Genomic DNA, 13,414 nt, shown 5'->3' with positions numbered 1-13,414 from the left:
ACCGGAGGAACTTTCCAAACAGGACGATTGCGCCCTGCCCTAACCGCGTCAGCCGATCAAGCCGGCCAGCCCACGCCACACGCCGAACGCCCCCAGATCGTTCACCGTGACGAAAATCATCAATGCAAGCAACAGCGCCAATCCGCCGCGGAACGCCCACTCCATCGTCTGCGGGCTGACCGGCCCGCGCTTCACCGCTTCGATGGCGTAGAAGAACAGGTGGCCGCCATCCAGCATCGGAACTGGCAACAAGTTGATGAACCCCAAGTTAATGGATACGAACGCCACGAACGTCACCAGCGCCGGCCAACCGAGCGACAGCTGTTCGCCCGACGTCTTGGCAATGCGCAAGGGGCCGCCCATTTCGTCCATCGAACGCCGCCCGGTGATGATCTGCCACAGCCCGTCGACGGTCCCGCGCAGGATCGCACCGACCATCCGCGTGCCTTCGGCTGGCGCCTGCCAGAGCGGCAGCGGGGCATAGACCGGAGGCCCACGCTCGATGCCGAACCGGCCGATCTTCGCTTCGTTGCCGAACCGGTCGCGCTGTACCACCGAACCGATGACGGCATCGGTCTTCTGCGCCGCTCCGCCGCGCAGATACTCCACCGTCACCCGTTCGCCCGGATGCATCGCGGTATAGAAGGACAGGTCCGAAAAGGTTTCGATCGTCCGCCCGTCCAGCGCCGCGATCCGGTCCCCCGGCTGCAATCCGGCGCGGTCCGCAGCACTGCCCTGCACCACACCGCCGACTGTGGCCGGCGTGCGATCCACGCCATAGGCTGCGGCAAAGCCACCCAGGATCAGGACTGCGAGCAACAGGTTCACCGCCGGCCCCGCCGCAACGATGATCGCCCGCTGCCATACCGGCTTGGCCTGAAACGTGCGAGCGCGCTCATGGGCCGGCAGTTGCAGCCATTCCGCATCCGGCTGCGACGCCGGGTTCATGTCGCCGGCAAAGCGGACATAGCCCCCCAGCGGTAGCCATCCGAACTTCCACCGGGTGCCGTGCCGGTCGGTAAAGCCGGCAATCTCCCGGCCGAACCCGACCGAAAACGCATCGACCTTCACACCGAACCAGCGTCCGGCGGCATAATGGCCAAGCTCGTGCAGGAACACCAACGGCCCCAGCACCAGCAGGAACGCGATGATGGTCATCAACAGTCCGGGGGATTCGATCAAGCGACGCCGTCCTTCACACGCTCGCCCGCCAACACCCTTGCCTCCGCATCGATCGTCAGCACGGCGTCGAGCGTCTGCGGCTTCGGCGGATCGAAGCGATCCAGAACATCCGCGACGATTGCGGCAATTTCGAGGAAGCCGATCCGCCGGTCGAGAAACGCCGCCACCGCGACTTCATTCGCCGCGTTCAGGATCGCCGGCCGCGCCCCGCCCGCCGACAGCGCGGCACGGGCCAGCGCGAGAGCGGAGAAGCGCACCATGTCGGGCGCCTCGAAATCCAGCCGCCCGATCCGGGCAAGATCGAGCCGTTCGCACGGCGTATCCATCCGGTCGGGCCAGGCGAGCGCGTGCGCGATCGGCACGCGCATGTCCGGCGACCCCAGTTGCGCCAGTGTCGACCCGTCGACATATTCGACCATCGAATGGATCACCGACTGGCGATGGACCAGCACGTCGAGCTGTTCGGGGCTGACGGGGAACAGGTGATACGCCTCGATCAGTTCGAGGCCCTTGTTCATCATCGTCGCCGAATCGACCGAAATCTTGGCGCCCATCGACCAATTGGGATGCGCCACCGCCTGTTCGGGCGTGATGGCGCGCATCTCTTCCAGTGATCGCTCGCGGAACGGCCCGCCGCTCGCGGTCAGGATGATGCGGCGGATGCGCTCGGGCGGGCAATCGTCGAGGCACTGGAAGACCGCATTATGCTCGCTGTCGACCGGCAGCAGCGTGGTGCCCGCCCGGCGCGCCGCCGCCATCATCACATCGCCGGCCGAAACCAGGGCTTCCTTGTTGGCAAGCGCCACCGCGCCACCGCGCGCCAACGCTGCCATGACCGGCTTCAGCCCCGCGGTGCCGACGATCGCCGCCATGGTCCAGTCGACCGGCCGCGCCGCCGCTTCGACCACCGCCTGCGCGCCGCCCGCCGCCTCGATCCCGCTGCCGTCCAGCGCGTCGCGCAACGCCGGCAGACAGGCTTCGTCGCCGACCACCGCCAGCGCCGCGCCGACCCGGCGTGCAGCGGCTGCCAGCTTGCCGACGTCACGATGTGCCGTCAGCGCCTCGACCGCGAAATCATCGGGATTGCGCTCGATCAGGTCGAGCGTCGACGACCCGACCGATCCGGTCGCGCCCAATATGGTAACCCGCTTCATGCCAGATACAGCCCCGCCAATACCATCAGCGCCGCAGCCGGCGCGACGGGAACCAGTCCGTCCAAACGATCCAAGACGCCGCCATGGCCGGGCAGGACGTTGCCCGAATCCTTGACCCCGGCCTTGCGCTTCAGCTGGCTCTCATACAGGTCGCCCATCTGCGCCAGTACCGCCAGCAGCGGCGTCGCCAGCACCAGATGCAGCGGCAGTCCGGCATATTGCAGCACGCCCGCCAGCACCGACGCGGCGATTACGCCGCCGATCAGTCCGGCCCAGGTCTTGTTCGGGCTGATCGTCGGCGCAAGCTTCGGCCCGCCGATCGACCGGCCCGCGAAATAGGCGCCGATGTCGCATGCCCAGACCAGCGCCATCGCCCAGAAGGCGAGCAGCAGCCCGTCGCCCTGCCCGCGCAGGAACACGACCGCCAGCGCCGGCGCCCAGCAATAGACGATGCCACGCGCCAGCCCCGGCAGGCGGGTCGTGATGACGACGAAGAACGCAGCGCCAATAATCAGCCCCAGCGCCAGGAAACTCGCTCCCGCCGCCAGCGGCGACAGGATCGCCAGCGGCACGGTCAGCGCGAACTGCGCCAGCCGCTTATGCTCGCGCGAGACTTTGTGCAGGTCGGCCCATTCGGCCATCATGAACAGGGTGCCGATCGCGACCAGCAGCCAGAACACGAAACCGCCCAGCCACAAGGCGGTCGCCGCCACCGCAATCATGCCGACACTGGCCAGCGTCCGCGTGGCAAGGTCGGATTTGCGCCGCGCAACCGGATCGGCGGCGGGATCGGGAATCACAGGCCCCCGAACCGGCGCTGCCGCTGGCCATAGGCGGCGATCGCCTGCGCCAGGCACTCGCCGTCGAAATCGGGCCACAGCGTGTCGACGAACAACAGCTCGGCATAAGCCGCCTGCCACAACAGGAAGTTCGACAGGCGCTGTTCCCCCGACGTGCGGATCATCAGGTCGAGCGGCGGCAGGCCATCGGTATCGAGTTCACGGTCGATCGCCGCCTCGTCGATCGCCGACACGGGCATCCCGGCCGCAACCTTTTCCGCCAGCCGCCGCGCCGCCGCGACCAATTCGGCCTGCGCGCCATAGTTCAGCGCGATGGCCAGGATCGGCCCGGTGTTGGTCGCCGTCCGCGCCACCGCGTCGTCGATCAACTCGACCAAGTCGGCCTTGAGCGCGCGGTAATTCCCAAGGATGCGCAGCCGCACGCCCTCGCGCGTCAGTTCCTTGATCTCGTTCTTCAGGAAATGGCGCAGCAACCCCATCAGGTCGCCGATTTCCTCTTCCGGCCGGCGCCAATTCTCCGACGAGAAGGCATAGAGCGTCAGCGCCTCGATGCCCTGTTCGCGCGCGGCCCGGGTGATGCGACGCACCGCCTCCACGCCCTGCCGATGGCCCGCCACGCGCGGCAGGCGCCGGGCCTTCGCCCAGCGGCCGTTGCCGTCCATGATGATCGCCACATGACGCGGAATGGATGCGGAGGAATGCAGGCCCGGTTCGTCGGCATGGGCCGGAACCGGAGCACGCGCGGCGAACGACGTCACTTGCCGAGGATTTCCTTTTCCTTGGCATCGGCCGCCGCATCGATCTCGGCGATCGTGGCGTCGGTCAGCTTCTGGACCTCGGTCTCGTGGCGCTTGCGCTCGTCTTCCGAATAGACGCCCTTCTTCTCGTCGGTCTTCAGGCTTTCCATGCCGTCGCGACGGACGTTGCGCACGGCGATACGCGCCGATTCCGCATATTTGCCGGCCAGCTTCGCCAGTTCCTTGCGACGCTCCTCGGTCAGGTCGGGGATCGGCAGGCGCAGCGTCTGGCCGTCGACGATCGGGTTGAGGCCGAGACCGGCCGAACGGATCGCCTTGTCGGCCGGGCCGACATTCGACTTGTCCCACACCTGGACCGACAGCATGCGCGGCTCGGGCGCCGACACGGTCGCGACCTGGTTCAGCGGCATGTGCGCGCCGTACACCTCGACCATCACCGGATCGAGCAGCGATACCGCCGCCCGCCCGGTGCGCAGACCGCTCAGGTCGCCCTTCAGCGATTCCACGGCACCGGCCATCCGGCGCTCCAGATCGGCCTTGTTATATGCGGCCATAACCGACTTCCTTCTGAATCAAGCGTTGTTCTGGACGATCGTCGACACACCTTCGCCCGCCAGCACGGCGGCAAGGTTGCCTTCGTCGCGAATGTTGAAGACGACGATCGGGATATTGTTGTCGCGGCACAGCGCCACCGCCGACGCGTCCATCACCTTCAGGTCGTCGGCCAGCACGCGCCCGAAGCCCAGCGTGTCGTAGCGCTTGGCGGTCGGCACCTTCTTCGGGTCCGCGTCATAGACGCCGTCGACACTGGTGCCCTTGAACAGCGCCTCGCAACCCATTTCGGCGGCGCGCAGCGCGGCGGTGGTATCGGTGGTGAAGAACGGGCTGCCAGTGCCGGCGGCGAAGATCACGACGCGCCCCTTCTCCATGTGGCGCACCGCGCGACGGCGGATATAGGGCTCGCACACCGACGCCATCGGGATCGCCGACTGGACGCGGGTTTCGACGCCGATCTGTTCCAGTGCGTTCTGCATGGCGAGCGCGTTCATCACGGTCGCGAGCATGCCCATATAATCGGCGCTCGCGCGCTCGAAGCCCGCCGCAGCCCCGGCGACACCGCGGAAGATGTTACCGCCGCCGACCACGACGCACACCTCATGCCCTTCGCCCCGCGCGGCCTTGATCTCGCGGGCGACGCGGTCGCACATCGCGGGGTCGATGCCGAACTGGCCCGATCCCATCAGCACTTCGCCGGACAGTTTCAGGAGGATACGATTGAAGCGGGGACGGGTCATGAAACCTGCAAAGTTGGCTGGATTGGAGCGCGGCGGACCCTAGCCGCGACCGCCCGCAAAGCCAAGCGGCCATTGGCCGATACGACAAGGGCCGCAGGTGCATATCACACCTGCGGCCCCTGCCTTTGCCGGATCGGCGGGTAGGACCTTACTTGGTCAGGCCGGCCGTGGCGGCGACTTCGGCGGCGAAGTCGCTCTCTTCCTTCTCGATGCCTTCGCCGAGCTGGAAGCGGACATAGTCCTTCAGCACGATGGTCGTGCCCGCGTCCTTGGCCGCCTTGGCGACGACGTCCGCGACCGGCGTCTTGCCGTCCATCACGATCGGCTGGCTCAGCAGCGCGTTTTCCTTGGCGAACTTCTTCACCGAACCTTCGACCATCTTGGCGATGATGTCGGCCGGCTTACCCGATTCGGCGGCCTTTTCGGTCGCGATCTGGCGCTCACGCTCCAGGATGTCCTGGTCCAGACCGCTCTCGTCCAGCGCCAGCGGGAAGGCAGCGGCGATGTGCATCGCGATCTGCTTGCCCAGCGGTTCGAGGACGTCGACGCCGGCGTCCGATTCCAGCGCGACCAGCACGCCGATCTTGCCCAGGCCGGGGGCGGCGGCGTTGTGGACATACGGGATCACCGCGCCCTTGGCGACTTCGACGGCCTTCGCGCGACGCAGCACCTGGTTTTCGCCGATGGTCGAGATGTTGGCGACCAGCGCGTCCTCGACGGTGCCGCCGTTCGGCATCGCCTGGCCCTTCAGCGCCTCGATATCGTCGCCCTTTTCCAGCGCGATCGCGACGACGTCACGAACGAAGCTCTGGAACTGGTCGTTCTTGGCGACGAAGTCGGTCTGGCTGTTGACTTCGATCGCAACGCCCTTGGTGCCGGCGACGGCAACGCCGACCAGACCTTCGGCCGCGGTGCGGCTCGACTTCTTGGCGACGGCGGCAAGGCCCTTGGTACGCAGCCAGTCGACGGCGGCTTCCATGTCGCCATTATTCTCGGACAGCGCCTTCTTGCAGTCCATCATGCCTGCGCCCGAGCGCTCACGCAGTTCCTTGACGGCGGCGGCGGTAACTTCTGCCATGATCAGGCTCCTGATTGGTGTTCGATATGCTTGCGGGCGAGGCAGCGCGTGTTCCGCCCTGCCCCGCCCGCACGTCAGTTCCGTGACAGCTTACGCTTCGACAGCGGCTTCCGGCTCGGCGGTCAGCGCTTCCTCTGCCGGCGGCTCGTCCATCGCGCCCAGGTCGCGGCCCGAATGGGCCATCGCCTGCTGCCCGCCACGGGTCGCGGCGATCGCCACGGCTTCGCAGTACAGGCGGATCGCACGGCTCGCGTCATCGTTCGCGGGCACCGGGAAGGCGATGCCGTCCGGCGACACGTTCGAATCGAGGATCGCGACGACCGGGATACCTAGCGTGTTGGCTTCCTTGATCGCCAGCTCTTCCTTGTTCGCGTCGATCACGAACATGATGTCGGGAATGCCGCCCAGATCGCGGATACCGCCGAGCGACAGCTCCAGCTTGTCCTTCTCGCGGGTCAGGTTCAGCACTTCCTTCTTGGTCAGGCCGTGCGTGTCACCCGACAGCTGCTCTTCGAGCGCCTTGAGACGCTTGATCGAGTTGCTGATCGTCTTCCAGTTGGTGAGCATGCCGCCCAGCCAGCGATGGTTGACGAAATGCTGGCCCGACTTGCGCGCTGCTTCGGCGATCGGCTCCTGCGCCTGGCGCTTGGTGCCGACGAACAGGACCTTGCCGCCCGACGCGACGGTCGACGACACGAATTCGAGCGCGCGTGCGAACAGCGGCACGGTCTGCGACAGGTCGAGGATGTGGACGCCGTTACGATCGCCAAAGATGTACGGCTTCATCTTCGGGTTCCAGCGGTGGGTCTGGTGGCCGAAGTGCGCGCCCGATTCGAGCAGCGCCTGCATGGTGACGACGGGTGCCGCCATAGGATAATTCCTTCCGGTTGATCCTCTGGGAAGCAGGAACCCTTGTTTGGGCCTTAGGCCCGGGCACCGGTATATGCGCTTCCCATGTGGGGTTGAGACGGCGGCCCTTAGCGGAACATCGGCGGGCGATCAAGACTTGACGATGGAACGATATGAGAACATACAGGGTTCAGACACGGACCATGGAACAAGAACTCAACTAACCTGTTGAGGGGGCTTGCGATTTCATGGTCGCATGATCGGGGAGTTTCGAGATGGCCCTGTTGGTTTCTGCGTTGTTCGCTTTCGGTTTCATCGTCGCGGTGGCGACGATCTTCGCCACCATCGTTCCGGCAAAGGACCGCATCCTTCGCCTGCTGCTGCGTGGCCCGGAATGGACGATCGACCCACTGCCCCCGGTACGGCTGACATCGCGCCGTGGCGTTATCCGCCAGCGCGCCGCTACGGCCGCTGCGCAGCCGCTTCGCGTAGCCGCCTGACCCGCGCATAGCTGCGAATGCTGAACGGCAGCGTCACCAGATAGGCGACGCATACTGCCGTGAGCGTTTCCCACGCGGCGGACACCAACGCAGCCGCAACGATCACCACGCCGACAATCGCTTCGAACCGGATGTTCGGACGCAGCTTGAGCGACGACCAGCTATAGGTGGCGAGGCTCGACACCATCAGGAAGGCGACGAACGCCACCCAGGGGGCGACCAGCCACGGCGACCGGAACAGGTCCTCGCCTGACCAGATCCAGATGTATAGCGGCAGCATGGCCAGCCCGGCACCCGCCGGGGCAGGAATGCCGGTCAGGAATCCGGCGGACTTGTGCGGCTGATCGGCCACGTCGATCCGCGCGTTGAATCGGGCGAGGCGGAGCGCGGTGAATACCGCATAGACCAAAGATACGATCCATCCGATCCGCGGCTCGGTCAGCAGCGACCAGAGGTACAGGATCAGCGCCGGCGACACACCGAACGAGATCGCGTCGGACAGCGAATCGAGCTCCGCGCCGAACTTGCTCTCGCCGCGCACCAGTCGCGCGACCCTGCCGTCCAGCCCGTCGAGCACCCCGGCGAGCAGCACCATCAGCACGGCGCGCTCCCACTCGCCGCCAATGGCGAAACGGATGCCGGTCAGGCCGGAACACAGCGCCAGCGCGGTGATGGCATTGGGCGCGAAGGCACGCAGCGGAATACCGCGCACGGGAAGCTGGCGACGCATCCTCACTGTGCCACACCGACGGGGGCGGCAAGTCCCGGTCGTCCCAGTACCGTTTCACCGGCAACGCTGCGCTGGCCCAGCGCAACCTGCGGCTCGATCCCTTCGGGCAGGAACACGTCGACGCGGCTGCCGAAGCGGATCAGGCCGATCCGCTGTCCTGCCGCGACGAAATCCCCCGGCTTCACGAAGCCGACGATCCGCCGCGCGACCAGCCCGGCAATCTGGGTGAAGCCGACCCGCTGCCCATCCAGTCCCTCGACCACGATATGCTGGCGCTCATTCTCGTCGCTTGCCTTGTCGAGATCGGCGTTCAGGAACTTGCCGGAAATATAGACGACCTGCCGCACCGTGCCCGCGATCGGCGTACGGTTGATGTGCACGTCGAACACCGACATGAAGATCGACACCCGCACCAGCGGCTGATCGCCAAGACCGTTGGGGCCGCGCAACTCCGGCGGCAGTTCGACCCGCTGGATCATCGTGACCATGCCATCGGCCGGCGCGACGATCAGGCCTTCGCCCTGCGGCGTCGTGCGGATCGGATCGCGAAAGAAGGAGGCGACCCACAAGGTCACCAGCCCCATCGGCCATGCCAGCGTCTCCCATGCCATGAAGGCGAAGAAGGCGGTGATGACGGCGGCGATGAGGACGTATTTGCGCCCTTCGGGATGAACCGAGGGCCAGCGCCACTTGACGGTCGTGGTGCCGACCGCGGGCTTTTCGAGCGATGCCATGAAGCGTGGTGTAGCCAAGGCGGGTCGTGCTGACAACCGCCCCGCTCCGCCCGCCCGGTTGATCCCGCGCCAACGACCCCCTAAGGCCCTCGCAACCGCAACAATATCGAGAGCAGGCGCATGGCGAAGATCAAGGTCAAAACCCCGGTCGTGGAGATCGACGGCGACGAAATGACCCGCATCATCTGGGCATGGATTCGCGAACGGCTGATCCTCCCCTATCTCGATATCGACCTCGAATATTATGACCTGGGCATCGAGAAGCGCGACGAGACCGACGACAAGATCACGGTCGACAGCGCCAAGGCGATCCAGAAGTATGGCGTCGGCGTGAAGTGCGCCACGATCACCCCCGACGAAGCCCGCGTCGAGGAATTCGGCCTGAAGAAGATGTGGCGCTCGCCCAACGGCACGATCCGCAACATCCTGGGCGGCGTGGTCTTCCGCGAACCGATCGTCATCTCGAACGTGCCGCGCCTGATCCCGGGCTGGACCAAGCCGATCGTCGTCGGCCGCCATGCATTCGGCGACCAGTATAAGGCGACCGATTTCAAGGTGCCGGGTGCGGGCAAGCTCACCATGAAGTGGGAAGGCACCGACGGGCAGGTGATCGAGGAGGAAGTGTTCGACTTCCCCGCCGCCGGCGTCGCCATGGGCATGTACAATCTCGACGAATCGATCCGTGACTTTGCCCGCGCGTCGATGAACTACGGCCTCGGCCGTGGCTGGCCGGTGTATCTGTCGACCAAGAATACGATCCTGAAAGCGTATGACGGCCGCTTCAAGGATATCTTCGAGGAAGTATTCGCGACCGAATTCAAGGATCAGTTCCAGGCCGCCGGCATCGAATATCAGCATCGCCTAATCGACGACATGGTTGCATCGGCGCTGAAGTGGCACGGCGAGTTCGTCTGGGCCTGCAAGAACTATGACGGCGACGTGCAGTCTGACCAGGTCGCGCAGGGTTTCGGTTCGCTCGGCCTGATGACTTCGGTTCTGATGTCGCCGGACGGCAAGACGATCGAAGCCGAAGCCGCCCACGGCACCGTTACGCGACACTATCGCCAACATCAGCAGGGCAAGGCGACCTCGACCAACCCGATCGCGTCGATCTTCGCCTGGACCGGCGGCCTGAAGTATCGCGGCAAGTTCGACGGCACGCCGGAAGTCACCAAGTTCGCCGAGACGCTGGAAAAGGTCTGCATCGAAACCGTCGAAGCCGGCCACATGACCAAGGATCTCGCGATCCTGATCGGCCCGAACCAGCCGTGGATGACCACCGAACAGTTCTTCGAACAGGTTCGCGTCAACCTCGAATCGGCGATGGGCGCGCAGAGCTGATCCGTCCCCATCATCGGTAGAGGCGAACGGCGTTCATCCCCGCGGATGGGCGCCGTTCGTGCGTTAGCGGTTGCCGCGTCCGTGCCGCATCCGCAACAATGCCGCCATGCCATTGCCGATTGATTCGACGCCGTTCAGCGATTCGCTGGTCATTCTGGGGGCCGCCGGCCTCGTCATTCCCGCGTTTGCCCGCTTTCGGGTCAACCCGGTCATCGGGTTCATTCTGGTCGGCGTGCTCGTCGGCCCCTTCGGCCTCGGCGCGCTGGTCGACCGTGCGCCCTGGCTGTTCCACATCACCATCACCGACCGACATTCGATCGAACCCTTCGCCGAATTCGGCATCGTCCTCCTGTTGTTTTCGATCGGCCTCGAACTGTCGTTCAAGCGCCTCTGGGCGATGCGCCGGCAGGTGTTCGGACTGGGCGCCGCCGAACTGTTCGGATCGGCGCTGCTGATTGGCATCGCGCTGATGGTACTGGGTCAGGCAACCGCGGGTGCGATCGGGCTCGGCCTCGCCCTCGCACTTTCATCGACCGCGTTGGTGCTGCCGATGGCAGGCACGACCGGACCGGTCGGCCGCACCGCCTTCTCCATGCTGCTGTTCGAGGATCTGGCGCTCGTCCCGATCATCTTTGCGCTCGGCGCGCTCGCTCCGACCGCGACCGATGACGGCTGGGTCGGCCTTGCCAATACCGCGATGTGGGGCGGCTTGAGCGTCGTCGGCCTCTATGCCGCCGGCCGCCTGTTCCTGCCACGCCTGTTCGCGCAGGCAGCCCGGACCAAGAGCCCCGAGCTGTTCCTGTCCGCCAGCCTGCTCGTCGTCATCGTCGCCAGCCTCGTCACGACCGCAGCCGGCCTGTCGCCGATCGTCGGAGCGCTGCTCGCCGGCCTGCTGATCGCCGAAACCGAATATCATAGCGAGGTCGAGGTCATCACCGCGCCATTCAAGGGACTGGCGCTGGGCGTGTTCCTGATCACCGTCGGCATGAGCCTCGACCTCGCGACTATCGCCGACAACTGGCCCGAACTGCTTGGCGCCATCGCCGGCGTGGTCGTGCTGAAGGCGGTCGTTACCAGCGGGCTGCTGTGGTTCAACGGCGTGCGCCCTGGCACCGCAACCGAAACCGGCCTGCTGATGTCGAGCCCGTCGGAAACGACGCTGATCGTGCTGGCCGCCGCGACGCAGGCGCAGCTGATCCAGTCGTCGACTGCCGCCTTCTGGCAGACGGTCACTGCCATCGGTCTGACCATCACGCCGCTGCTGGCGACGCTGGGCAAGCGGGTGTCACGCCGGATCGAGCATCGCACGGGTACGCCGGAGGAAGCCCCGGTCGAAACCGCCGCCGCACGCGTCGTGATCATCGGGTTCGGGCGTGTGGGTCGGCTGGTCGCCGAAATGCTCAAGACCCACGGCAAGAGCTATATCGCGGTCGATTCAGACATCGACAACGTCGCGGCGGCACGCGCGGAAGGGCATCCGATCCTGTTCGGCGACGTATCGCGTTCCGAACTGGTCGATCGCCTGGACCTCGGCCGTGCGTCTGCCCTGGTGCTGACGATGGACGATCCCGTGCTGACCGTGCGGTTGACGCGCCGGGTTCGCGGCTGGGTGCCGAACCTGACGATCCTCGCCCGCGCTCGGGACGCGACCCATGCCGCCGAACTCTATGCAGCCGGGGTCAGCGACGCGGTGCCCGAAACGCTCGAAAGCTCGCTGCAATTGTCTGAAGCGGTGCTGGTCGATCTCGGCGTCGCGATGGGACCGGTGATCGCCTCGATCCACGAAAAGCGTGACGAATTGCGCCAGACGATCCGCGAGCAGGCCGATCTGGAACGCGAACCCCGTATCCGCCGCCTGCGCCGGATCGACGATCCTGTGTGACTTAAGAGAAGGTCGCCAGTCCTGCCGATGCGGGACTGGCGACGAAGGATCAGCCGCGGCCGATCAGCCGGCGGGCAATGGCATCCGCGACGTCCGAATGCGGCTTGCCGCTGGCTTCGCTCTCGTCCCACACCTGCACCAGCCGGTCGGGGATGCGCGCAATGCGGGCCTCGACCTCGGCACGGTTGCCCTGGCCGAGATATTCCAGCGCGACGTTGATGATCCCGCCCGCGTTGATGACGTAATCGGGCGCGTAGAGGATCCCGCGATCCTGCAGGCGCGCACCGTCCGCAGCCGTCGCCAACTGGTTGTTGGCGCCGCCCGCCACCGCGCGGCACCGCAGCGCCGCAATAGTTGCTTCATCCAGCACCGCCCCCAGCGCATTGGGGCTGACGATATCGGCCTCCAGCGTCAGGACCGTTGCCGGATCGGCGGTCGTCGCGCCCAGCTCGCTCGCCAGCGCTTCGGCCCGTGCTTCGTTGACGTCGGCCAGCGTCAGCACGGCACCGTCCTTGGCCAGCAGGCGCGCAAGCCCGCCACCGACCGAGCCGACACCCTGCACCGCGACGCGAACGCCGCGCATGTCGTCGCTGCCCAGCGCTCGCCTGGCCGCCGCACGGACGCCCAGATACACGCCCATCGCGGTGAAGGGCCCCGGATCGCCGCCGGCATTGCCCGCCGCGACGGGCAGGCCGGACACATATTTGGTCGAACCGGAGATCGTGATCATGTCGGCTTCCGACATGCCGACATCTTCGGCCGTAACGTAGCGCCCGCCGAGCGATTCGACCGCACGACCGAAAGCCGCCAGCAGTTCGGGCGTCTTGGCGCCGCCCTCAGGCGCCAGCACCACGCCCTTGCCGCCGCCCATCGGCAGGCCGGCCATCGCGTTCTTGAAGCTCATGCCGCGCGACAGGCGCAGCGCGTCGGTCACCGCCGCGTCACTGGTCGCATAGCGCCAGAAGCGCACGCCGCCCGCCGCCGGGCCCAGCGCGGTCGAATGGACCGCGATGACGCAGCGCAGGCCGGTCTGGTGATCAGAAAAGAGGTGGATGCCCTCGTGATCGTCGAAGTCGGGATAACCCCAATCGGTCTGCACGGCGGCGGCTCC

General features: G+C 66.2%; 14 protein-coding genes. 3 read left to right on the top strand and 11 right to left on the bottom strand.

Annotation, left to right across the window (positions count from 1 at the left end):
• Window positions 1–48: 48 nt before the first annotated feature.
• The 8 genes from CA237_RS08735 to rpsB form a co-directional block, all read right to left on the bottom strand.
• Complete coding sequence (locus CA237_RS08735; RefSeq protein WP_066689858.1) at window positions 49–1,182, bottom strand: M50 family metallopeptidase; 1,134 nt, start codon at window positions 1,180–1,182, stop codon at window positions 49–51.
• On the bottom strand, window positions 1,179–2,336 hold the full coding sequence (locus CA237_RS08730; protein ID WP_066689857.1) for a 1-deoxy-D-xylulose-5-phosphate reductoisomerase: 1,158 nt from the start codon (window positions 2,334–2,336) through the stop codon (window positions 1,179–1,181). The genes CA237_RS08735 and CA237_RS08730 overlap by 4 nt, the downstream gene beginning before the upstream one ends.
• Window positions 2,333–3,136: a phosphatidate cytidylyltransferase gene (locus tag CA237_RS08725; RefSeq protein WP_277600134.1), complete on the bottom strand. Its 804-nt coding sequence runs from the start codon at window positions 3,134–3,136 to the stop codon at window positions 2,333–2,335. The genes CA237_RS08730 and CA237_RS08725 overlap by 4 nt, the downstream gene beginning before the upstream one ends.
• A complete protein-coding gene (locus tag CA237_RS08720) occupies window positions 3,133–3,840 on the bottom strand; it encodes an isoprenyl transferase (protein ID WP_269746906.1) in 708 nt (235 codons plus the stop codon). The genes CA237_RS08725 and CA237_RS08720 overlap by 4 nt, the downstream gene beginning before the upstream one ends.
• A gap of 50 nt (window positions 3,841–3,890) precedes the next feature.
• The gene (gene frr, locus CA237_RS08715; RefSeq protein WP_066689855.1) at window positions 3,891–4,448 is read right to left on the bottom strand and encodes a ribosome recycling factor; all 558 of its coding nucleotides are present in this window, start codon (window positions 4,446–4,448) and stop codon (window positions 3,891–3,893) included.
• An 18-nt stretch (window positions 4,449–4,466) separates the two neighbouring features.
• Window positions 4,467–5,189, bottom strand: a complete 723-nt coding sequence (gene pyrH, locus CA237_RS08710; protein ID WP_066689854.1) for a UMP kinase — start codon at window positions 5,187–5,189, stop codon at window positions 4,467–4,469.
• A gap of 148 nt (window positions 5,190–5,337) precedes the next feature.
• Entirely contained in the window at window positions 5,338–6,267 is a 930-nt protein-coding gene (gene tsf, locus CA237_RS08705; protein ID WP_066689853.1) for a translation elongation factor Ts, read from the bottom strand.
• 90 nt (window positions 6,268–6,357) lie between these two features.
• A complete protein-coding gene (gene rpsB / locus CA237_RS08700; RefSeq protein ID WP_126013711.1) occupies window positions 6,358–7,137 on the bottom strand; it encodes a 30S ribosomal protein S2 in 780 nt (259 codons plus the stop codon).
• A 254-nt stretch (window positions 7,138–7,391) separates the two neighbouring features.
• Here rpsB and CA237_RS08695 point away from each other — a divergent pair, with 254 nt between their 5' ends.
• Window positions 7,392–7,616 carry a hypothetical protein gene (locus CA237_RS08695; protein WP_066689851.1) on the top strand — a complete coding sequence of 75 codons (225 nt, stop codon included), beginning with the start codon at window positions 7,392–7,394 and terminating at the stop codon, window positions 7,614–7,616.
• Here the strand turns inward: CA237_RS08695 and CA237_RS08690 are convergent.
• A complete protein-coding gene (locus tag CA237_RS08690) occupies window positions 7,579–8,346 on the bottom strand; it encodes a phosphatidylcholine/phosphatidylserine synthase (protein ID WP_066689850.1) in 768 nt (255 codons plus the stop codon). The two genes, CA237_RS08695 and CA237_RS08690, sit on opposite strands and share 38 nt — an antisense overlap.
• Window positions 8,347–8,348: 2 nt before the next feature.
• On the bottom strand, window positions 8,349–9,080 hold the full coding sequence (locus CA237_RS08685; RefSeq protein ID WP_066689849.1) for a phosphatidylserine decarboxylase: 732 nt from the start codon (window positions 9,078–9,080) through the stop codon (window positions 8,349–8,351).
• A gap of 120 nt (window positions 9,081–9,200) precedes the next feature.
• On the opposite strand from CA237_RS08685, the gene CA237_RS08680 reads away from it, so the two are divergent.
• Window positions 9,201–10,421, top strand: a complete 1,221-nt coding sequence (locus CA237_RS08680; RefSeq protein ID WP_126013709.1) for an NADP-dependent isocitrate dehydrogenase — start codon at window positions 9,201–9,203, stop codon at window positions 10,419–10,421.
• Window positions 10,422–10,527: 106 nt separating this feature from the next.
• Entirely contained in the window at window positions 10,528–12,303 is a 1,776-nt protein-coding gene (locus CA237_RS08675; RefSeq protein WP_066689891.1) for a cation:proton antiporter, read from the top strand.
• Window positions 12,304–12,352: 49 nt separating this feature from the next.
• Here CA237_RS08675 and CA237_RS08670 read toward each other — a convergent pair whose 3' ends face one another.
• Window positions 12,353–13,402 (bottom strand): Glu/Leu/Phe/Val dehydrogenase dimerization domain-containing protein, encoded by a 1,050-nt coding sequence (locus tag CA237_RS08670; RefSeq protein WP_066689847.1) that lies wholly within the window; start codon window positions 13,400–13,402, stop codon window positions 12,353–12,355.
• Window positions 13,403–13,414: the final 12 nt, after the last annotated feature.

Origin of the sequence: Sphingomonas sp. ABOLH (genome assembly GCF_003951715.1) — a bacterium.
In the GTDB taxonomy this organism is placed as follows: domain Bacteria; phylum Pseudomonadota; class Alphaproteobacteria; order Sphingomonadales; family Sphingomonadaceae; genus Sphingomonas; species Sphingomonas hankookensis_A.
This window is presented reverse-complemented; position numbering and strand designations above follow the sequence as displayed.

Coding starts and splice junctions, on each gene's coding strand:
- CA237_RS08730 (WP_066689857.1), bottom strand. CDS start 2,336: ATGAAGCGGGTTACCATATTGGGCGCGACCGGATCGGTCGGGTCGTCG.
- frr (WP_066689855.1), bottom strand. CDS start 4,448: ATGGCCGCATATAACAAGGCCGATCTGGAGCGCCGGATGGCCGGTGCC.
- pyrH (WP_066689854.1), bottom strand. CDS start 5,189: ATGACCCGTCCCCGCTTCAATCGTATCCTCCTGAAACTGTCCGGCGAA.
- tsf (WP_066689853.1), bottom strand. CDS start 6,267: ATGGCAGAAGTTACCGCCGCCGCCGTCAAGGAACTGCGTGAGCGCTCG.
- rpsB (WP_126013711.1), bottom strand. CDS start 7,137: ATGGCGGCACCCGTCGTCACCATGCAGGCGCTGCTCGAATCGGGCGCG.
- CA237_RS08695 (WP_066689851.1), top strand. CDS start 7,392: ATGGCCCTGTTGGTTTCTGCGTTGTTCGCTTTCGGTTTCATCGTCGCG.
- CA237_RS08690 (WP_066689850.1), bottom strand. CDS start 8,346: ATGCGTCGCCAGCTTCCCGTGCGCGGTATTCCGCTGCGTGCCTTCGCG.
- CA237_RS08685 (WP_066689849.1), bottom strand. CDS start 9,080: ATGGCATCGCTCGAAAAGCCCGCGGTCGGCACCACGACCGTCAAGTGG.
- CA237_RS08680 (WP_126013709.1), top strand. CDS start 9,201: ATGGCGAAGATCAAGGTCAAAACCCCGGTCGTGGAGATCGACGGCGAC.
- CA237_RS08675 (WP_066689891.1), top strand. CDS start 10,528: ATGCCATTGCCGATTGATTCGACGCCGTTCAGCGATTCGCTGGTCATT.